Here is an 18,377-nt window from a genome sequence, read left to right as displayed (position 1 = left end):
TCGGGCACCTCCGGGTCGGGCGCAACACTGCGCGGATGAAGTTCACTATGTCGATGAACAAAGTGGAGTCGCAATGCGGCTTCCGGACAACCGCGTGTCGGGGGTGCTTCGTTGACGTCCAGCGGCCGGCCGCGTCGGCGACGCCTCCGCGCGGCGTGAGACATTGAGTACGTGAGGATCTCAGCGCGAACGGACTACGCCATCCGGGCCATGGCGGAGCTGGCCGGCGACCAGGACCGGCCGCTCAAGGCGGAGGACATCGCCACCCGCCAGGACATCCCCGTCCGCTTTCTCTTCGTGGTGCTCAGCGACCTGCGGCAGGCCCGTCTCGTCTCCAGCGTGCGCGGCCCCGACGGTGGCTACGCGCTCACCCGGCCGCCCGGGGAGATCACCGTCGCCGACGTCATCCGGGCCATGGACGGCCCGCTCGTCAGCGTCCGCGACCTGAAGCTGACGGGCCTCGAATACCAGGGTGCCGCCGCTCCGATGCCGGACGTGTGGCGGGCCGTACGGGCGAGCCTGCGGCAGGTCCTGGAGGGCACGACCCTCGCCGACCTGGCCGCGGGGACCCTGCCCGAGCTCGTACGGGAACGGGCGCGCGAGTACACCGACGACGTGCGGACGTATCCGTAGGGGCCTGTCCCTAGGTACGGCGGGTCGCTCAGCCCGTCGCGCGCGGCGGCGCCTGCGCGTCCGACAGGAGGATCCGCGGGGCGCCCGTCCCGTCGGCCGGGACCGTCCACACGTCGTCGACGCCGGTCCGGCCCTCCGCGGGCAGCGCGTAGGCGAGGGTACGGTCGTCGAGCCAGGCGGCCTGGTCGTCGACGCTGCGGCGCTCGGCGAGCGCGGTCGACTTCAGGGTGCGCAGGTCCATGACGTGCTCGCGCCACAGGGCCGCCGTGCCGAGCACCCGCTTCTTGTACGCGACACGGGTGCCGTCCGGGGAGAGCGAGGGGCACTCCACGTTCTCCGCCAGGCTGGTGACGCTGCGGGCGGCGAGTGAGCCGCGTACGAGATACGTCTTCTCGCGGGTACTCAAGGTGGCGTAGAAGGTGTCGTCGTCGCCCGCGAAGGTGACGCCCCAGAAGTTGACGTCGCTGTTGCGGTAGGGGCCCCCGTTCAGGGTGATCGCGAACTCCTCCAGATTCGGGGTCAGTTTCCAGCCACGGGTGTCGAGGATCGACGTCCGGGTGGAGAAGAACGCGCTGCCGTACGACTCGCCCTTCACGAACACCGTCCAGGCGGCCAGCCGGCCGCTGGGGGAGACCCGGGCACGGCTCGGGATGCCCGCGAGGGGGTACGTCCGCAGGGTGCGCAGCCCGGAGTCCAGGATCTGGGCCCGGTACGCGGGCCGCCCCAGGGCGGTGGTGGCCTGGAGGCAGACGCCGGTGCCTGCGGCCGCGTGGAAGCGCAGGCAGGAGACGTCCGACGCGGTGCGGGTGGCCCCGGCGGCGGTGCCGGACGGGACGGAGACGAGCCGGTCGCGCCGGGGGCCCGTGGCCATGTTGCGGAAGACCAGCCGGCCCGGCTCGGTCAGGCTCACCTTCCCGTCCGTGAACACCGGCCCGCCCGCCCGGGGCTTGTTCTCCTCGGCCGCCCGGTCGGCGGCCGACAGCACCGACCAGGCGCCGACGCCGACGAGGACCAGCACCCCGGCGGCGAGGATCAGCAGACGGCGCAGCGGGGTGAGGGTCATCGTGGTTCTCCCGTCGGTCGTGGCTCTCCTGCCGGGCGCAGCACGACACCGGCGACGGCGGCGCAGCAGGCGAGGCCGACGGCGGCCGAGGCGAGCGCGGGGCCGTCGCCCCACGCGGCCCACACGGCGCCGAAGGCCAGGGAACAGCAGAAGCGGGCCAGCGCCTGACCGGAGCCGACCAGGGCGATGCCGCTGGCCCGCAGCCGCTCCGGCACCACCGCGGCGACGGCCGCGGGCAGCACGCCGTCGGTGGCGGCGTAGAACGCGCCGTGCAGGGCGAGCACCAGGTACGGCAGCGCGGGGGTGGCGGGCGCCCACAGCAGCAGCGCGTAGCCGAGGAGCAGTCCGGCGTGCCCGGCGAGGAACACCGTCCGGCGCCCGATCCGGTCCGCGAGCCGCCCGGCCGGCACGGCGAGCAGCAGGAACACCGCGGCCGTGCCCAGCGGCAGCAACGGGAACAATTGCTCCGCCACCCCCGTACGGCGTTGCAGCAGCAGATAGAGGAACGCGTCGCTCACGGTGGTCAGGCCGAGCAGCACCGCGCAGCCGAAGAGCCTCCGCAGCCGACGGCCCCGCAGCAGTCCGAACGCGGCCCGCAGGTCGGGCCGTTCGTCGGGAGCGGGAGCCGGAGCGGCCCCAGTGGCGGGGGCGGTCCCGGTGGCGGTCCCGGCGCCCTGTGAGTCCCCGGCGCGCGCGGCGCTCTTCCCGCTCGGTACGAAGAGCAGCAGGATCAGCACCCCGAGCGCCGCCACGCAGCCGCTCACCGCGAACACCGCGTCGTAACCGCCCGCCGCCACGCCCAGGATCAGGAACGCGGCGATCGGTCCGAGCAGCGCCCCCGTGGTGTCCATCGCCCGGTGCAGGCCGAAGGCCCGGCCCTGGCGCTCCGGCGGCACCGACAGCGAGATCAGCGCGTCGCGCGGCGCGGTGCGCAGCCCCTTGCCGGTACGGTCCAGGGCCAGGGCGACACCCAGCGCGCCGAGGTGGTGCACCAGGAGCAGCGGCTTCACCAGCGCCGACAGGCCGTAGCCGAGCCCCGCGATCAGCTTGTGGTTCCGCACCCGGTCGGCGAGATGGCCGCCGGTCAGCTGGACCAGGGCGCTCACCCCGTTCTGGACCCCGTCGAGCACGCCGAAGCCGAGCGGGCTGAGCCCGAGGCCCATGACCAGGTACAGCGGCAGCACCGCCGTGACCATCTCGGTGGAGACGTCGGTGACCAGACTGACCGTGCCGAGGGCAAGGACGGTCGGGGAGACCGCCCGGGCCGTGCCCCGCAGACGGTCCTGCGCGGAGCTCGCCCCCTGCGGTGCGGAACGGTCGGCCAGATACACAGTCAAGGACCCCAACTGCCGTGAGCGGGTGATCGCGCGCCCACTGTAACCGCTGCCCGCCCGGGAGTTAGGCGGGATCGGTGCGGCTTAGCGACTGCTTGCGACCAATTCCTCGAAAGGCCTCATCGACACCGTGTTGTAGGCCTATCTTCCCGTTGTACGCTGCGAGTTGAGCACGACGTTCGCGTTGTGCGCAGGGGGTGTCCGTGGGGGGTTCCACCGGCAGTCGACCGAAGCGCCGTCGCTTGAGGGCCGACTGTTCTCATCGTCATGTTCGTCGCGGCTAGGGGAGCCGCCGAGTAGAGGCCACACGCGCCGACGCGCAGGTGCGGCATCCCACCAGGGTGCCGCGAATCCGTCGTGCGCCGGTGCCGGTCACCCACGCCACCACCGAGACCACACGCGTACGCGCCTTCGCAAGCGCGCCGACAGCCAGCCGATCCGGATCAGCGCCCTGATCCGAACCGACCCGAGGGGGGTGGGTGTGTCCGATCGTCCTGCCAACACACCCGACAGTCCACGCAGTTCACGGATGACGGAGCTCGCCGGAGCGGACCGGCCGCTCCACGACCTCGCCACCCGCCTGCTCGCGGTGGCCGAGCGGGGACTCCCCGCCATGCTCCTGCCGGAGGGGACCGGCTTCGTCTTCACCCGCGCCGGCCATCGCGCCGACGACGGCTCGGTCCGCCTCGAACAGCGCGGCACCAGCATCCGCTACGCCGCCATCACCGCGCTCGGCGCCCGCTTCCTGCCCCTCGACCGGCAGCGCGCGGTCCTCGGCGGCCACACCGCCGAGGAGTTCGCGGGCGAGCTGATCGAGCGGCTGCCCGGGGTGCGCAACCTCGGCGACGCCGCCCTGATCGCCTGGGCCGCCGCCGAGACCGGCCACCCCAAGCTGTCCGACGCCCTCGACCGGGTCACCGCCCTGGACGAGCCCGGCCGCCCCCAGTACACCGTCGAGGCCGCCTGGGTGCTGTCCGCGCTCGCCGCCGCCCGCGCCACGCTCGACGTCGAGGACCGGCTCAAGAGCGCCCGCGACCGGCTCCTGAAGGCCCGGATCGGCACCAGCCCGCTCTTCCCGCACGCCACGGGGCCCGGGCTCAACCCCTGGTACCGCGCCCACATCGGCTGCTTCGCCGACCAGACGTACCCGCTCCAGGCGCTGGCCCGCGCCCACGCGAGCGGCGACGACCCGGAGGCGCTCGCCGCCGCCGACGCCTGCGCGACCCGCATCTGCGCCCTCCAGGGCGACGGCGGCCAGTGGTGGTGGCACTACGACGCCCGCCGCGGCACCGTCGTCGAGGGCTACCCGGTCTACAGCGTGCACCAGCACGCCATGGCCCCGACCGCCCTCCTCGACCTGGCCGAGGCCGGGGGCACCGACTTCGGCGAGGCGATCCGCACCGGCCTGCGCTGGATGACCGACGTGCCCGAACTCGCCGCCGCCGGCGCCTCCGAGCCGATGATCCTCGACGAACTCGGCGTGACCTGGCGCAAGGTGTACCGGGGCGACCCGAAGAAGGCCGTGCGCGCCGCCCGCGGGCTGACCACCCGGGTCGCCCCGGGCCTGCGGCTCGGCCCGCTCGACGGGGTGTTCCGGCCGACGGCGGTGGACCGCGAGTGCCGCCCGTACGAGTTCGGCTGGATGCTCTTCGCCTGGCTGGGAGGGATCGCGAGATGACCCCGGACCCGCACAGCCGGAACATGACGAAGCGTCAAACACTTTTCGGCGTACGGCTCGACGCGCTCACCATGGACGAGACCGTCGCCCACTGCCTCGCCGCCGTACGGGCCGGAGAGCGCCTGGAGATCGGGGTGGTGAACGCCGCCAAACTGGTCAACATGCGGCGCGACCCGGACCTCGCCCGCGCCGTCTCCGGCTGCGACCTCGTGCTCGCCGACGGGCAGGCCGTCGTCTGGGCGGGCCGCCTGCTGCGCCGTCCGCTGCCCGAACGGGTCGCCGGGATCGACCTGTTCACCCGGCTGCTCGGCGAGGCCGAGGCCGCCGGACTCTCCGTCTACTTCCTCGGCGCGAAGCAGCCCGTCCTCGACGAGATGCTGCGCCGGGTCGCCGTCCGCTTCCCCGGTCTGCGGGTGGCGGGCAGCCGGCACGGCTACTTCGACGACGCCGACCAGCCCGCCATCGCCGACGCGATCGCCGAGAGCGGCGCCCACATGCTGTTCCTCGGGATGACCTCCCCCAAGAAGGAGATCTTCACCGCCGGTTACGGCGAGCGCAGCAAGGTGGCGCTCGTGCACGGCGTCGGCGGCTCCTTCGACGTCCTCGCCGGAGTCACCCGACGGGCCCCCGAACGCTGGCAGCGGCTCGGCTTCGAGTGGCTCTACCGGGCCCTCCAGGAGCCGCGCAGGCTCGGCCGCCGCTACCTCACCACCAACGTCTCCTTCGCCCTGATGACGGGCCGGGAGATGCTGCGCCCCACCCAGGTCACCCCGGTCAGCACCGCCAGCAGGGAGTCATGATGCGCGTCGTCGTGGTTGGACAGGGCTATGTCGGCCTGCCGCTCGCCATCCGGGCCGCCGAGGCCGGTCACGAGGTGATCGGCTACGACGTGGACACCGAGCGGGTCAAGAGCCTCGCCGCGGGCGAGTCGTACGTCGAGGACGTCTCCTCCGAGCGGCTGCGGGCCGCGCTGGAGGCGGGCAGCTACCGGGCGAGCGACGCCGTGCGCGACTGCGGCGGCTTCGACGTCGCCGTCGTCACCGTGCCGACGCCGCTGCACGAGGGCACCCCCGACCTCCGCTACATCGAGGAGTCGGCCCGGGACCTGGCCCGCTATCTGCGCCCCGGCGCCACCGTCGTCCTGGAGTCGACCACCTACCCCGGCACCACCCAGGAGCTGTTCGGCCCGCTCCTCGAAGAGGGCTCGGGACTCGTCGCCGGAGCCGACTTCCACCTCGGCTACAGCCCGGAGCGCATCGACCCGGGCAACCCGGTCTGGGGCTTCGAGCAGACGCCCAAGGTGGTCTCCGGAGTGGACAAGGCCTCCCTCAAGGCCGTCCGGAAGTTCTACGACGGACTCGTCGAGACGACGGTGGCGGTGAGCTCGCCCAAGGAGGCCGAACTCGCCAAACTCCTGGAGAACACCTTCCGGCACGTCAACATCGCGCTGGTCAACGAGATAGCGATGTTCGCCCGGCACCTCGACATCGATGTGTGGCAGGCCATCGACGCCGCCTCCAGCAAGCCCTTCGGCTTCATGCGCTTCACCCCCGGGCCCGGCGTCGGCGGCCACTGCCTGCCCATCGACCCCTCGTACCTCTCGTGGCACGTGCAGCGCGAACTCGGCCAGAGCTTCCGCTTCGTCGAACTCGCCAACGACATCAACAACCACATGCCGGACTACGTGACCCGGCGCCTGGTCAACGCCTTCAACACCCGCAAGCGGGCGGTGAACGGCTCGCGGATCCTGCTGCTCGGGCTCGCCTACAAGAAGAACACCGGCGACGCCCGCGAGTCGCCCGCGCTGCGCATCTCCCAGCTCCTGCTCGACATGGGCGCGGAGGTCCGCGCGGCCGACCCGCACGTCGTCGAGGGCCACCGGGTCGACAACCGGCTCGTCCGGGTCGACCTCACCAAGGAGGAGCTGGAGGCCGCCGACGCGGTCGTGCTCCTCACCGACCACGACGCCTTCGACTACGGCCTGGTCGAGGCCCACGCCGACTACGTGCTCGACTGCCGGCGCCGGCTGAGCGGATCCAGGATCGAGGTGCTCTGAACCGCATGACCGTCATGAACGACAGCAAGCGCAAGAGGGTCGTCTGCGTCGCCGGCGCGCGCCCCAACTACATGAAGATCAAGCCGGTGATGGACGCCCTGGAGGCCGAGGGCGCCGAGGTGTTCCTCGTCCACACCGGACAGCACTACGACCCGGCCATGAACGACGTCTTCTTCCGCGACCTCGGCCTGCGCCCGCCCGACCGCTTCCTCGGCGTCGGCTCCGGCAGCCACGCCGTGCAGACCGGCAAGGTCATGGCCGAGTTCGAACCGCTCCTGACGGAGCTGGCCCCCGACCTCGTCGTGGTGGTCGGCGACGTCAACTCCACCCTGGCCTGCGCCCTGGTCACCGCCAAGGCGGGCCCGCTGCTCGCCCACGTGGAGGCCGGGCTGCGCAGCCGCGACTGGTCGATGCCCGAGGAGGTCAACCGGGTCGCCACCGACCGGATCAGCGACTACCTCCTCGCCCCCTCGGAGGACGCCGCCGAGAACCTGCGGGCCGAGGGCTACCACGACGACCAGATCCATGTCGTCGGCAACGTCATGATCGACACGCTGTTCGCCAACCGCGAGCGGGCCCTCGCCACCGACGCCCTCGCCCGGCACGGCGTCGCCCCCGGCGCGTACGGCCTGGTCACCCTGCACCGGCCGGCCAACGTCGACGACCCCGAGGTCCTCGCCGGGCTCCTCAAGGGCCTCGGCGAGGTCGCCGCGCACTGCCCGCTCGTGCTGCCCGTGCACCCCAGGGCGGCCGAGAAGCTGAACGCCCTCGGCGTGCCCGGCGGCATCCGGCTCGTCCCGCCCGCCGGATACCTGGACTTCATCGCCCTCCAGGCCGGGGCGCGGATCGTCCTCACCGACTCCGGCGGCGTCCAGGAGGAGACCACCGCGCTCGGGGTGCCCTGTGTGACCCTGCGGGAGAACACCGAGCGCCCGATCACGGTCGACGAGGGCACCAACGTCCTCGCGGGCCGCGATCCACAGCGGATTCTGGCCACCGCCGTACGCCTCCTGGAGGACCCCCCGCCGCCCCGCCGCCCCGCGCTGTGGGACGGGCACGCCGGGAAGCGGATCGCACGCGTCCTGCTGGAAGGAGGGGCCGCGGGCGACCGCCTCCGGCCCACCGACCTCCGTTGACCCCTGACGTGGTGATCGCGAAGGGGTCACAACCTGTCGCGATCCCACCTATCCTCTTGAGCGGTACGGCAGTTGAGCAGTCGCCACATCGGGGGCGCAAGGGGGAACGCCATGGACCTCGCAGAGATCTTCCGGGTCATGTGCAGGCGGTGGTACGTCCTCGTGCCCGGCCTGCTGCTCACGGCGGGCCTGACCGTCGGGGCGTGGCTCCTCGTGCCCACCTCGTACGAGTCGCAGAGCACCGTCGCGCTGCTCAACTCCCGCAAGGGGGCGGCGGCCGACGGCAACCCCTTCCTGAGCATGGAGCCCTCGCTGACGGGCATGGCCGACAGCCTCGCCCGCAACGTCAACTCCGACGTCTCGGTCGCCGACCTGAAGGAGAAGGGACTCACCGAGAAGTACGAGGCGAAGATCGCGGACAACGCCCAGGGGCCGCTGCTCTGGCTGACCGTGACCGGTGACGACCCGGACGCCGTGCTCAAGGCCAACAAGACGCTCATGGAGTACACCGCCCAGCGGCTGAAGGACCTCCAGGCCGACCAGAAGGTCGAGCCGGACTCCATGATCCGGCTGACCACGATCGTGCCGCCGCAGGACCCGCAGGCCAAGATGAAGTCCAAGGTCCAGTACCTGATCATGGCCGCCGGACTCGGCTTCGTCCTCAGCCTCGTCGCCACCTTCTTCGTGGAGGCCCGGCGCCGGCACGACGCCCCGGCGAAGCACCGCCAGACCGAGAGCGCCGAGCCGGTGGAGCCCGCCGAGGCCGCGCCCGAGCGGCCCGGACCGCTCGTCGACCCCGAGGTCGCGCCCGAGCGCTCCGTCGCCCAGCCGCTCGACCAGCCCACCATGCAGCTGCCCATCCAGCCCACCTCCGAGCACCGCCCCGCCAAACGCCCGCCGTCCTGGGTGAAGTGACGAGGAGCCCTACCCGATGGAAACCGCGCCCGCCGCGCCCCCCGGCCCCGGCGACCAGACGTCCCTGGGGACCAAGGTCCGCTCGGCGACCCGGTGGAGCCTCATCAACACCATGGTGATGCGGCTCGGCAACTTCGCCACCGGCATCGTCCTCGTGCGCTACGTCCTCGATCCGGCCGCCTGGGGCGTGTACGGCGTCGCGCAGACCGTCCTCATGGTCCTGCTCTCCGCCAACGAACTCGGCGTCACGCTGGCCATCGTGCGCTGGGAGGGGGACGTACGTCGGTTCGCGCCGACCGTCCTCACCCTCAGCGCGGTCTCCAGCGGCCTGCTCTACCTCAGCCTGTTCGCCGCCGCGCCCGCCGTCGCCGCGCTCCTCGGCTCCACCGAGGCCACCGCGGTCCTGCGGGTGATGTGCGTCTGCCTCGTGCTCGACGGCCTCTCCCAGGTCCCGGCGGGCGTCCTCACCCGTGAGTTCGCCCAGGGCCGCCGAATGGTCATCGACGCGCTCAACTTCGTCGTCAGCACCTCGGTGACCCTGGGCCTCGCCCTGCACGGCTGGGGCGCCATGAGCTTCGCCTGCGGCGCCGTCGCGGGCAACGTGGTCGCCCTGGCCGGCTGCGCCGTCGCCGCCCCCGGCATGCTCCGCTTCGGCTGGGACCCCGCACAGGCCCGGGCGCTGCTCCGGTTCGGCCTGCCGCTCGCGGGCGCCAGCATGCTCGCGCTCGCCGTGGTCAACGCGGACGCCATGATCGTCGGCGCGGTCCTCGGCAATGTCTCGCTCGGCTTCTACATGCTCGCCTTCAACATGGCCGGCTGGCCCGTGCGGGTCATCTCCGAGACCGCCCGCCGGGTCTCCTTCGCGGGCTTCTCCCGGCTGGCCGACGACCCCAAGGCGCTCTCCCAGGGCTTCGGCAGCGCCCTGGGCCTCCTGATGACCGCCACCGTCCCCGCCTGCGTCCTGCTCGGCGCGCTCGCCGGACCCGCCGTGGAGCTCGTCTACGGCGCCAAGTGGCTCCCCGCCGCCGAGGCGCTGCCCTGGCTGATGGCCCTCGGCCTCGCCAGGATCGCCGCGGAGCTCACGTACGACTGTCTCGTCGCGATCGGCCGGCGCCGCTCGCTCCTGCTCATCCAGGGGCTCTGGCTGGTCGCCCTGGTCCCCGTGCTCGTCCTCGCCGCCCGCGCCGGGGGCATCGAGTCGGTCGCCGCCGGGCACGTCCTGGTCGCGGGCGCCGTCGTGCTCCCGGCCTTCCTGCTCGCCCTGCGGCGCGGCGGCATCGCCACCCGGGCCGTCGTCCGGGTCTGCGTCCGGCCGGTCCTCGGCGGCGCCCTCATGGCCGCCGTCCTGGTGCTGCTGCGCCGGGAGCTGGGGGAGGGGCCCTGGGCCCTGTCCGCCACGTGTGTCATCGGGCTCGTGGCCTACGCGCTGTGCGTGCTGCCCGGCCGCAGACTGGTGCGCGGCGCGCTCGCGCGCTCCCGCCGCGCCCCGGCGGAGCCGGCGGAGGGCACCGCCCCCGCCGCCCCCGCCGTACCGGAGCAGAAGCAGCCGGCCGCCCCGGCACACGAACGATGAGGTGAGTCCCCTGGCCCGAACCGGCCGCCGCAAGCTCCTCGGAGCGGCGCTGCTGACCGCCGTCCTGCTCTTCTCCCTGCTCACCTTCACCGGGATCGGCGGTACGGCGGTCTGCCTGGGCGGCGCCGCGCTCTGCGACTCCCGGGCCATCACCGCCTCCGGCGGGAGCTCCGGCGGTCCTTCACGGTCCGCCGTGCCCTCGGACGGCAAGCCGCGCGCCCCGAAGGGCTGCGCGAACCCCCGGGCGTGCGGCTTCCCCGACGCGAGCACCACCGGGCCGCGGGTGGCGACGCTCACACCGCAGAGCACCGGGAACGCGAGCATCCGCACCGACGGCACGGTCATCAGCGGCTGGGACATCACCGGCTCGCTCGACATCTACGCCAACAACGTGACGGTGATCGACAGCCGGGTCACCTCCACCAACTGGTGGGGGATCAACCTGCGTCCGGGCTTCTCGGGGCTGCGGATCCTGCACACCACGATCACCGCCGTCCCCGGCCAGGGCCCCAACAACGGCGGCTCGGACTACGCGGTCTCCAACATGAGTACCAGCTCGGTCGAGGTCGGCCACTGCGACATCTCCGGCTTCGGCGACGCCCTCTCCATGGGCCAGGGCAACCTGCACGACAACTACGTGCACGGGATCGTCCCGTACAAGAACCTCGACGGCCAGTGGCAGCACACCAACGCCGTGATCAGCAACGGCGGCGGCAAGGGCAAGCTGATCATCCGGCACAACACCCTGATCAACGCGACCCCCGTCGACCAGGGCGCCTCGGCCGCCATCGGCCTGTTCGCCGACGCGGCCCCGGTCACCCACACCGTCGTCGACTCCAACTGGCTGGCGGGCGGCGCCTATTCGCTCTACGCGGGCGGCAAGGACTCCAGCTCCATCGAGGTCACCGACAACGTCTTCTCGCCCGAGATCTACCCGTCGGGCGGGCGCTACGGCGCTGTCGCCTACTGGAACGCCGCCGGCCCGGGCAACGTCTGGCGCGGCAACCGGATGGCCGACGGCACCCCCGTCGTACCGGCCCCGGAGTGAGCCGGACCGCACCCCGACGAGGTCGGCGGATCTGCTGATAAATACCCACTCTCCGCTTAGGGTTGGGCCTGACCCCACCCTTTCCACGACCATCAGGTGGTTGATGCGATGTCCGGCCTCCGCGCCCTCCGCAATCGTTTCGTCGACGCGCCCGACTCGCTCGGCGAACGGTTCCGTGCGGCCCGCTGGGAGCGGTTCCGCAACTGCTTCCCCGGCATCGCCGACATGCGCGTCGTCGACCTGGGCGGCACCGCCTCGAACTGGACGCGCTCCCCGCTCCGCCCCAAGCAGGTCCACCTGGTGAACCTGGAGGCGCACCCGGCCGAGCTGCCCGACTGGATCACCGCCGAGAACGCCGACGTCACCGACCCGGAAGTCCCCGGCAGGCTCGGGGAGTTCGATCTGGTGGTCTCCAACTCGACCATCGAGCACGTCGGCGGCCCCAGCCAGCGTCGCCGCTTCGTCGCCGCGATCGAGCAACTCGCCCCGCTGCACTGGGTCCAGACGCCCTACCGCTACTTCCCGGTGGAGCCGCACTTCCTCGCCCCCGGCTTCCAGTTCCTGCCGCTGGCCGCCCAGGCCAAGCTGGTCCGGCACTGGCCGCTCACCCACAGCCGCCCCGCCACGCCCGAGGAGGGCATGGACGCGGTCATCAACATCGAGCTGCTCACCCGTGCCGAGATGAGCTACCTCTTCCCCCGCTCGGTGATCCTCAGCGAACGGGTCGCGGGGCTCACGAAGTCGCTGACGGCCGTCCGTACCCGGGTCTGATGGGTCTGGCGCGCCGGGTGCTCAGGGGGCCGTGGGAGCTGCTCAAGCGGCTCTTCGGCTGGCTGGTCCTGTACGAGCTCCGCAACAAGGTCCTGCTGGCGCCCGGCGCCGTGCGGCTGCGCCGCTTCGAGGACGCCGAGACCGCCCGGCTCGCCCGGGTCCTCGGCCGGCGGCCCACGGCCGAGGTCGCCACGGTCATCGCCACCCACCGGCGGCCCGAGGCGCTGCTGCGGGCCGTCCGCTCGGCCCTGGACCAGTCCGTACGGGACCAGGTCGTCATCGTGGTGGACGACGGCGCGGGCCTTCCCGAACTCCCGGCGGACCCACGGCTCTTCGCCGTCTCGCTCAGCCGTAACACCGGCGTGGCCGGGGTCGTGCGCAACGTCGGGATCCGGCTCACCGCCTCGCGGTACGTCGCCTTCCTCGACGACGACAACCTCTGGGAACCCGAGCACCTCCAGGAGGCGCTCGGCGCCCTGGCCGCCCCCGGCGGGCCCGACGGCGTCTACACGGCGCTGCGCAGGGTACGGCCGGACGGCACCGACATGGACGTCCTGTCGGTGCCGTTCGACCGGCGCAGGGCCGCCCACGAGGCCTTCCTCGACACCAACGCCTTCGTCGCCCGGCGCGCCCCGGCCCTGCGCTTCAGCCGCCTGCGGCGCACCCCCGAGGTGCTGCCCCGGGAGGACTGGGAGCTGATCCGCCGCTACAGCCGCGGCCACCGCGTGGCGCACCTGGCCCGGCCCACGGTGCGGTACCTGGTCAACCCGGGCAGCTTCTACACGTCCTGGTGAGGGGAGCGGGGCGCGCCGAGCAGGGCGCGCACCGCCGCCCGGGCCGGCGCCCGCCCCAGCGCCGCCCGGGACGCCTCCCGCAGCAGCACCGCCGAGCGGAACGCCACCGTCGCCGGCAGGCCGTGGCGGCGCCGGAAGAGCCGCACCCGGTTGACCACGAGCAGCGACCACAGCCGGGGCGAGACCCGGGAGTCGCCGCCCAGGTGGGTGGCGCGGGCCCCCGGCTCCAGGCGGGTGCGCAGCCCGAGGTCCCGGGCGCGCAGGCAGTACTCCGTCTCCTCGGAGTAGAGGAAGAAGGACTCGTCCCAGGGGCCGCAGACCGCCACGCACTCCGGGGACAGCGCGAGCAGTGCCCCGGTCGCCCAGTCCGCCTCGGTCCGCGCCGCGTACGCGGACGGCGCCGTGACCAGCTCGCTCCAGCGGGGGAAGCGCCCGGCCCTGCGGTTGCCGAGGACGGCCTCGCCGAGCGCCCGGGTCACGCTGGACTCCCGGCGCAGCGAGTGGATGAGGCGCCCGTCCTCCTCGTGCAGCAGCGGCACGGCGACGCCGACCCGGGAGCCGTCCGCGAGACGCTCGCCGAGCGCCCCGACGAGGGTCGCCGCGCAGCCCTCGGCCATGCGGACGTCCGGGTTGCAGATCAGCACCGGGCCGAAGCCGCCCTCCCAGGCGGCCGCGGCGCGCAGGGCCGCGTTGATCCCGAAGGAGTAGCCGCCGTTGCGGCCGGTCTCGACGACGGTGGCCTCGGGGGCGTGCTTGCGGACCACGGCGACGGTGTCGTCCGAGGAGTCGTTGTCCGCGACGACGAGCCGCCAGTCCAGGCCCGCGAGCCCGGCCGGGAGCGAGTCCAGGAAGCCGGGCAGCACGTCCGCGCTGTTCCAGGTCACGACGACGACGGCGACCGGGCCCGCGTCCTTCGGCTGATGGTGCATCAGATCTCCACGAGGTGCGTCGAGTCGGGCTTACGGGGGTGCGGCGGCCGCTCGGCCCGCTCGGCCGCCGCCGCCTCGCGCCGGACGAAGCCCAGGCAGCTGCCCCCCAGGCCCAGGAGCAGGAAGAAGACGCCGGCGAACGCGGGGAAGCTCAGGGTGTCGAAGGTGGCGCTGATCACCAGGGCGACCAGCGCGGAGGCGAAGAAGGCCTGGCCGAGCTCGCGGTCCGCCTCGTGCCGGGCGAGCCGGCGGATCGCGCCGCCGTTGTGCACCCCGGTGAGACCCAGGACCAGCAGCACCAGGACACCGAGCGCGCCCAGCTCCGCCAGGGTCAGCAGGTACTGGTTGTCGGTGAAGAAGTAGCGCTCGGGTGTGAAGGTGCCGAAGCCCCGGCCGAAGACCGGGTCCTGGGCGAAGTACTCTGCGATCTTGGGGTACTTGATGGTACGGGCCTGGGTGCTGCTGTCGGCGTTGTTCAGGCTGCCCGAGAACAGCGTGGTGATGGTGCCGATGAGCCCCGGCACCAGGACCTTGAACACCGCCACCGCGCCGAACAGGATGCCGATCGCCGCCCACCGCCGCTGCGGCTTCCAGCGCGGCACCATGATCAGGACGACCACCAGCAGACCGATGATCGAGGTCCGCGACACGGTCAGCGGCAGCCCGCCGCCGAGCAGCACCACCGGCGCCCAGCGCTTCCACGCGGGCAGATGGGCCCGCACCGGGTCGAAGGCCTGGGCGATGGCGAACGGCACCAGGATGGCGAGCAGCCCGCTGAACTCCAGCGGATGGGCGGTCAGAGAGCGCGGCCGGGTGAACGAACCCCGGTCGAGCACGGCCACGTTGGCCACGCTGGAGTTCAGACCCGGGATGCGGAGCGAGTCGGCGATGTTGGTGCCGGTGAAGAAGTCGTACAGGCCCAGCAGCGCGACGATCGAGCCCATCACCACGAGCCGCCGCATCAGCACGTCGAGCCGCGCCCGGTCCTGGATCCCGGCCGTCGTCAGCACCACCAGCGACACCCACACGAGGAGCACGATCAGCCCACGGTCGGCGGCCAGTATCTCCTTCTGCGAGCTGATCCGGTCCTGGTTGGCGACGTACGAGAGCAGCACCGCGACCCCGAGCAGCAGCATCACCGTGCGCATGGTGCGGGTCCCCGGCGCGGGCGCGATCCGGCCCATGCACCAGGTCGCCAGGAACCAGAACAGGCCAAGGAGCGCGAAGACGTTCGCAGGGGTACCGGCGCCGCCGAGGGCCGGCAGGGCCAGGTTCGACGGCAGGAACAGGGCCAGCGACAGATAGCCGGTGAGTACCGCCGTGGCGTCCAGCGGCCGGGTCAGCAGGGTCCGCAGGCGGCCCGCGCCGGGCCGGGGCGCCACCGGGGCTTCCGGCTCGGGCAGACCGCGGGTGCGGCGGCGGGCCGCCGCCCAGGTCTCGATCACGAAGGACAGCAGGAAGGCGCCCGTGATGCCGAAGACGACGACGGCGGCCACCTTCTGGTAGCGCGACTTGGGCTGCGAGACCGGCTTCTGCGGCGGCACGATCCCCGCCGACCTGACGTAGTAGCCGTCGGGCACCCGGGCCTGTTCCTGGAGCAGCCGGAGCTGCTCCGAGGCGTAGTCCGTGATCTTCCGGGTCTCCTCAAGGACCTTGGCCTTGTCCTCGCCCTTGACCGTCAGGGTGAGCAGCGGCCCCTCCGCCTGGGCGGCGAAGTCCACGCCGTACTCGTCGGTGATCCCACGGCCTTGGAGTAAACGCGCCGTCTCCTGCGACTGGAGCGCGCGGATCAGCACATCGGCCGTGCCGATCAGCGAACCGCTCGCGTACGCCAGCGGGTTGCCGTAACTGGGCGCGGGCTTGGCCACCTTGCTGGAGTTGAGCAGCGCGAGCTGACTCTGCGACTCGTAGGTCACCGGCACCGTCGTGTACAGGTAGCCGCCCGCCAGCAGACTGAGCAGGGTCAGCGGCACCATCACGTACCAACGCCCCGCCAGGACACGGCAGATCTCGGCGATGCTCACGAACCCTCCCCCGGTTCCTCTTCGTGGTGCCAGTATCGACGCTGATGGAAAGAGACGTGCTGACTCCCGAAGGACTGGCCCGCGTGCTGCTGCGCCGCTGGTACGTCCTGGTCCTCGCCATGCTCCTCACCGGCGTCGCCTGCTACCCGGCCCTGCGGCCCGCACCGCGCTGCCAGAGCTCGGCGGTGCTGGTGGTGAAGCCGCCGCGGACCGGCAACCAGCCCAACCAGCTCACCAACCTCCAGCCCTCGCTGGCCCTGGTGTCCTACGCCGTGGTCCAGCAGCTCCAGTCGCCCGAGGGCCGCGCCGAACTGAGGGACGCCGGAGTGCGCGGCACCTACCGCATCACGCCCCGCAACAGCGGCACCAGCGCCACCCCGTACTACTCGATCCCCACCCTCCAGATCGAGTCGGAGCAGACCCGGCCCGAAGAGGCCGACCGCCAGGTCCAGTTGATCATCGGCGTGTACGGGAAACACCTCAACGCCCTCCAGGCAGCTCAGCACGTGCCGGCCGCCACCCTGCTCACCGTCGACCTGGTCAACCGCCCCGGCACCGTCGCGCTGCCCCCCAACCGCACCCGCGCCGTGGCGGGCGTGGGCGCGCTCGGCACCCTGGCCGGGGTGATGGCGGCGCTGTGGATCGAGCGGGCCGCCGTGGCGCGGCGCGGACGGCGGCTCAGCGCGCCGCACCGGACTCCGTGAGCAGCCCGTCCCGCTCCTCGTAGTGCTCGCCCGTCTCCGGGCACCGCCACAGGCCGGGCGTGCCCGGCTCCTCGACCAGCCGGACACCGGCCTTGCCGACCCAGCCCGCCCGCCGGGCCGGGACGCCCATCACCAGGGCGAAGTCGGGGACGTCCGAGGTGACCACCGAACCGGCCGCCACCAGCGCCCAGCGCCCGATGCGCACCGGCGCCACGCACACCGAGCGGGCGCCGACGGCCGCGCCGTCGCCGATGACGACGGCGACCGGCTCCCAGTCGCCGCCCCGCTTCAGCTTCCCGTCCGGGTCCACCGCGCGCGGGTTGTGGTCGTTGGTGAGGACCACAGACGGGCCGACGAAGACGCCGTCCCCGAGCACGGCCGGCTCGTAGACCAGGGCGTAGTTCTGCAGCTTGCAGTTGTCCCCGACGACGACCCCGGGGCCGACGTACGCGCCGCGCCCCACCACGCAGTTCTCGCCGAGCCGGGCGTCCTCGCGGATCTGGGCGAGCTCCCACACACTGCTGCCCGCGCCGACGACGGCCTTCTCGTCGACCTGGGCGGTGGGCTGGACGCGGTAGTTCACGGATGTGCCTTTCGTTCCATGGAGAGGGGTGGGGAGGGGGACTAGATGCCGCGGCGCTTCCAGGAGCGCCACCAGAGCCACTCGCGGCCCCGGTCGACCACCGCCGAAAGCACCAGCGGCTGGAGGTACGGCATGACCCGCGCCCCGATCCGCCGCCGCAGCCGCAGGGCCCGGAACTCCGGCAGCGCCTCGGCGTCCGGCCGCCACTGCCGGGCGAGCTCCACCAGCTCCTCGACCGGGACGACGTCGGTGCGCCCCCGGTCGTAGGCCCGGTAGGCCCGGCGCAGCGCCTGGCGGGCCAGCCGGGTGTCCACCAGACCCGCGAGCCGGTCGGCCTGGGGGAGCAGGTCCCCGCACTTCTCCAGGACCGCCGTGAACGCGGCCCGGCGCTGGCGCAGGTCGTCGAGCTGGCCCCCGAAGTCGGTGGTGGACATGTTGTTGCCGTGGACCCGGTAGTACGCCTGGTCCGCTCCCGCGACGTAACCGACGTCCGCGTGGGCGGCCAGCCGCATCCACATCTCGATGTCCCCGGCGTGCGGCAGCTCCGGGTCGTAGCCGCCGACCTTCCGCTGGAGGCTGGTGCGGACCACGACCTCGGGCGAGGTGATGCAGCCGGTGCCCTCGCGGAAGCGCCGCTCCAGCCACCAGTGGCCGGGGTAGACCACGGAGCCGGTGGAGCGGGTGCGGGCCGCCGGGAGCGGCCCGCCGTGCCGGAAGCGCAGCGGCCTGCCGTAGGCGAAGCCCGCCTCCGGGTGGGCGTCGAGCAGGGCCACGGCCCGTACGAGCGCCCCGGGGACCAGGCGGTCGTCGGCGGACAGGAGCACGACGTAGTCGCCGTCCGCCCACTCAAGGAGGCCCTCGTTGTAGGTGGCGATGTGCCCCTTGTTCGTCTCGTGGACCCGGACCTCGATCCTCGGGTCGGAGGCGGCCAGCTTCCTGGCCGCCTCCGCCGAGTCGTCCGGGGACGCGTCGTCGATGATGAGCACCCGCACGTCGAGGCCGGGCTGTTCGTCGAGCACGCTGCGTACGCAGTCCGCCAGGAAGTGGCCGTACTTGTAGCAGGGGATGACGACGCTGACTGAGCTCATGTGGTGCGTTCCCCGGTTTCGGTGGGTGCGGGTCGCTGGGTCGGGCGG

The 18,377-nt window shown here is 72.8% G+C and carries 17 protein-coding genes; 11 read left to right on the top strand and 6 right to left on the bottom strand.

Going from position 1 to position 18,377, the window contains the following annotated elements:
* Window positions 1–171 precede the first annotated feature (171 nt).
* On the top strand, window positions 172–633 hold the full coding sequence (locus ABTZ54_RS21640) for an RrF2 family transcriptional regulator (protein ID WP_351665614.1): 462 nt from the start codon (window positions 172–174) through the stop codon (window positions 631–633).
* Between the two features lie 28 nt (window positions 634–661).
* On the opposite strand, the gene ABTZ54_RS21635 is transcribed toward ABTZ54_RS21640, so the two are convergent.
* Window positions 662–1,696: a TolB family protein gene (locus tag ABTZ54_RS21635; protein ID WP_351665612.1), complete on the bottom strand. Its 1,035-nt coding sequence runs from the start codon at window positions 1,694–1,696 to the stop codon at window positions 662–664.
* Complete coding sequence (locus ABTZ54_RS21630; protein WP_351665810.1) at window positions 1,693–3,027, bottom strand: MFS transporter; 1,335 nt, start codon at window positions 3,025–3,027, stop codon at window positions 1,693–1,695. Before ABTZ54_RS21630 ends, ABTZ54_RS21635 begins: the two co-directional genes overlap by 4 nt.
* Window positions 3,028–3,559: 532 nt before the next feature.
* On the opposite strand from ABTZ54_RS21630, the gene ABTZ54_RS21625 reads away from it, so the two are divergent.
* The 9 genes from ABTZ54_RS21625 to ABTZ54_RS21585 all read left to right on the top strand — a co-directional run bounded on the left by ABTZ54_RS21625 (window position 3,560) and on the right by ABTZ54_RS21585 (window position 13,001).
* Window positions 3,560–4,708: a hypothetical protein gene (locus ABTZ54_RS21625; protein ID WP_351665610.1), complete on the top strand. Its 1,149-nt coding sequence runs from the start codon at window positions 3,560–3,562 to the stop codon at window positions 4,706–4,708.
* Window positions 4,709–4,731: 23 nt separating this feature from the next.
* Window positions 4,732–5,508: a WecB/TagA/CpsF family glycosyltransferase gene (locus ABTZ54_RS21620; protein ID WP_351665608.1), complete on the top strand. Its 777-nt coding sequence runs from the start codon at window positions 4,732–4,734 to the stop codon at window positions 5,506–5,508.
* Window positions 5,508–6,764, top strand: coding sequence for a nucleotide sugar dehydrogenase (locus tag ABTZ54_RS21615; RefSeq protein WP_351665606.1), 1,257 nt, complete (start codon window positions 5,508–5,510; stop codon window positions 6,762–6,764). Before ABTZ54_RS21620 ends, ABTZ54_RS21615 begins: the two co-directional genes overlap by 1 nt.
* Before the next feature lie 5 nt (window positions 6,765–6,769).
* Entirely contained in the window at window positions 6,770–7,900 is a 1,131-nt protein-coding gene (wecB, locus tag ABTZ54_RS21610) for a non-hydrolyzing UDP-N-acetylglucosamine 2-epimerase (protein ID WP_351665604.1), read from the top strand.
* 111 nt (window positions 7,901–8,011) lie between these two features.
* Window positions 8,012–8,815, top strand: a complete 804-nt coding sequence (locus ABTZ54_RS21605) for a YveK family protein (protein WP_351665602.1) — start codon at window positions 8,012–8,014, stop codon at window positions 8,813–8,815.
* A gap of 16 nt (window positions 8,816–8,831) precedes the next feature.
* Window positions 8,832–10,388 (top strand): oligosaccharide flippase family protein, encoded by a 1,557-nt coding sequence (locus ABTZ54_RS21600; protein WP_351665600.1) that lies wholly within the window; start codon window positions 8,832–8,834, stop codon window positions 10,386–10,388.
* 1 nt (window position 10,389) lies between these two features.
* Window positions 10,390–11,436, top strand: a complete 1,047-nt coding sequence (locus tag ABTZ54_RS21595) for a right-handed parallel beta-helix repeat-containing protein (protein ID WP_351665598.1) — start codon at window positions 10,390–10,392, stop codon at window positions 11,434–11,436.
* A gap of 108 nt (window positions 11,437–11,544) precedes the next feature.
* Window positions 11,545–12,207: a class I SAM-dependent methyltransferase gene (locus ABTZ54_RS21590; RefSeq protein ID WP_351665596.1), complete on the top strand. Its 663-nt coding sequence runs from the start codon at window positions 11,545–11,547 to the stop codon at window positions 12,205–12,207.
* Entirely contained in the window at window positions 12,207–13,001 is a 795-nt protein-coding gene (locus ABTZ54_RS21585; protein WP_351665594.1) for a glycosyltransferase family 2 protein, read from the top strand. Before ABTZ54_RS21590 ends, ABTZ54_RS21585 begins: the two co-directional genes overlap by 1 nt.
* Here the strand turns inward: ABTZ54_RS21585 and ABTZ54_RS21580 are convergent.
* The gene (locus tag ABTZ54_RS21580) at window positions 12,986–13,930 is read right to left on the bottom strand and encodes a glycosyltransferase family 2 protein (protein WP_351665592.1); all 945 of its coding nucleotides are present in this window, start codon (window positions 13,928–13,930) and stop codon (window positions 12,986–12,988) included. The two genes, ABTZ54_RS21585 and ABTZ54_RS21580, sit on opposite strands and share 16 nt — an antisense overlap.
* Entirely contained in the window at window positions 13,930–15,954 is a 2,025-nt protein-coding gene (locus ABTZ54_RS21575; RefSeq protein ID WP_351665590.1) for an O-antigen ligase family protein, read from the bottom strand. Before ABTZ54_RS21575 ends, ABTZ54_RS21580 begins: the two co-directional genes overlap by 1 nt.
* A 56-nt stretch (window positions 15,955–16,010) precedes the next feature.
* Between ABTZ54_RS21575 and ABTZ54_RS21570 the strand changes: the two genes are divergently transcribed.
* Window positions 16,011–16,658 (top strand): YveK family protein, encoded by a 648-nt coding sequence (locus tag ABTZ54_RS21570; protein WP_351665588.1) that lies wholly within the window; start codon window positions 16,011–16,013, stop codon window positions 16,656–16,658.
* On the opposite strand, the gene ABTZ54_RS21565 is transcribed toward ABTZ54_RS21570, so the two are convergent.
* Together ABTZ54_RS21565 and ABTZ54_RS21560 are read right to left on the bottom strand one after the other, a co-directional pair.
* Window positions 16,633–17,241 (bottom strand): acyltransferase, encoded by a 609-nt coding sequence (locus ABTZ54_RS21565; protein WP_351665586.1) that lies wholly within the window; start codon window positions 17,239–17,241, stop codon window positions 16,633–16,635. The two genes, ABTZ54_RS21570 and ABTZ54_RS21565, sit on opposite strands and share 26 nt — an antisense overlap.
* Window positions 17,242–17,282: 41 nt before the next feature.
* Window positions 17,283–18,329, bottom strand: coding sequence for a glycosyltransferase family 2 protein (locus ABTZ54_RS21560; protein ID WP_351665584.1), 1,047 nt, complete (start codon window positions 18,327–18,329; stop codon window positions 17,283–17,285).
* Window positions 18,330–18,377: the final 48 nt, after the last annotated feature.

The sequence above is a fragment of the Streptomyces sp. NPDC094032 genome (assembly GCF_040303965.1).
Lineage (GTDB): Bacteria > Actinomycetota > Actinomycetes > Streptomycetales > Streptomycetaceae > Streptomyces.
The sequence above is the reverse complement of the archived record's forward strand: the minus strand, read 5'-3'. Positions and strand labels throughout refer to the sequence as shown.

Excerpts from the sequence above, each read along its gene's own strand:
- ABTZ54_RS21625 (WP_351665610.1), top strand. The coding sequence starts at position 3,560 with ATGACGGAGCTCGCCGGAGCGGACCGGCCGCTCCACGACCTCGCCACC.
- ABTZ54_RS21580 (WP_351665592.1), bottom strand. The coding sequence starts at position 13,930 with ATGCACCATCAGCCGAAGGACGCGGGCCCGGTCGCCGTCGTCGTCGTG.
- ABTZ54_RS21635 (WP_351665612.1), bottom strand. The coding sequence starts at position 1,696 with ATGACCCTCACCCCGCTGCGCCGTCTGCTGATCCTCGCCGCCGGGGTG.
- wecB (WP_351665604.1), top strand. The coding sequence starts at position 6,770 with ATGACCGTCATGAACGACAGCAAGCGCAAGAGGGTCGTCTGCGTCGCC.
- ABTZ54_RS21605 (WP_351665602.1), top strand. The coding sequence starts at position 8,012 with ATGGACCTCGCAGAGATCTTCCGGGTCATGTGCAGGCGGTGGTACGTC.
- ABTZ54_RS21590 (WP_351665596.1), top strand. The coding sequence starts at position 11,545 with ATGTCCGGCCTCCGCGCCCTCCGCAATCGTTTCGTCGACGCGCCCGAC.
- ABTZ54_RS21600 (WP_351665600.1), top strand. The coding sequence starts at position 8,832 with ATGGAAACCGCGCCCGCCGCGCCCCCCGGCCCCGGCGACCAGACGTCC.
- ABTZ54_RS21560 (WP_351665584.1), bottom strand. The coding sequence starts at position 18,329 with ATGAGCTCAGTCAGCGTCGTCATCCCCTGCTACAAGTACGGCCACTTC.
- ABTZ54_RS21620 (WP_351665608.1), top strand. The coding sequence starts at position 4,732 with ATGACGAAGCGTCAAACACTTTTCGGCGTACGGCTCGACGCGCTCACC.
- ABTZ54_RS21615 (WP_351665606.1), top strand. The coding sequence starts at position 5,508 with ATGCGCGTCGTCGTGGTTGGACAGGGCTATGTCGGCCTGCCGCTCGCC.
- ABTZ54_RS21585 (WP_351665594.1), top strand. The coding sequence starts at position 12,207 with ATGGGTCTGGCGCGCCGGGTGCTCAGGGGGCCGTGGGAGCTGCTCAAG.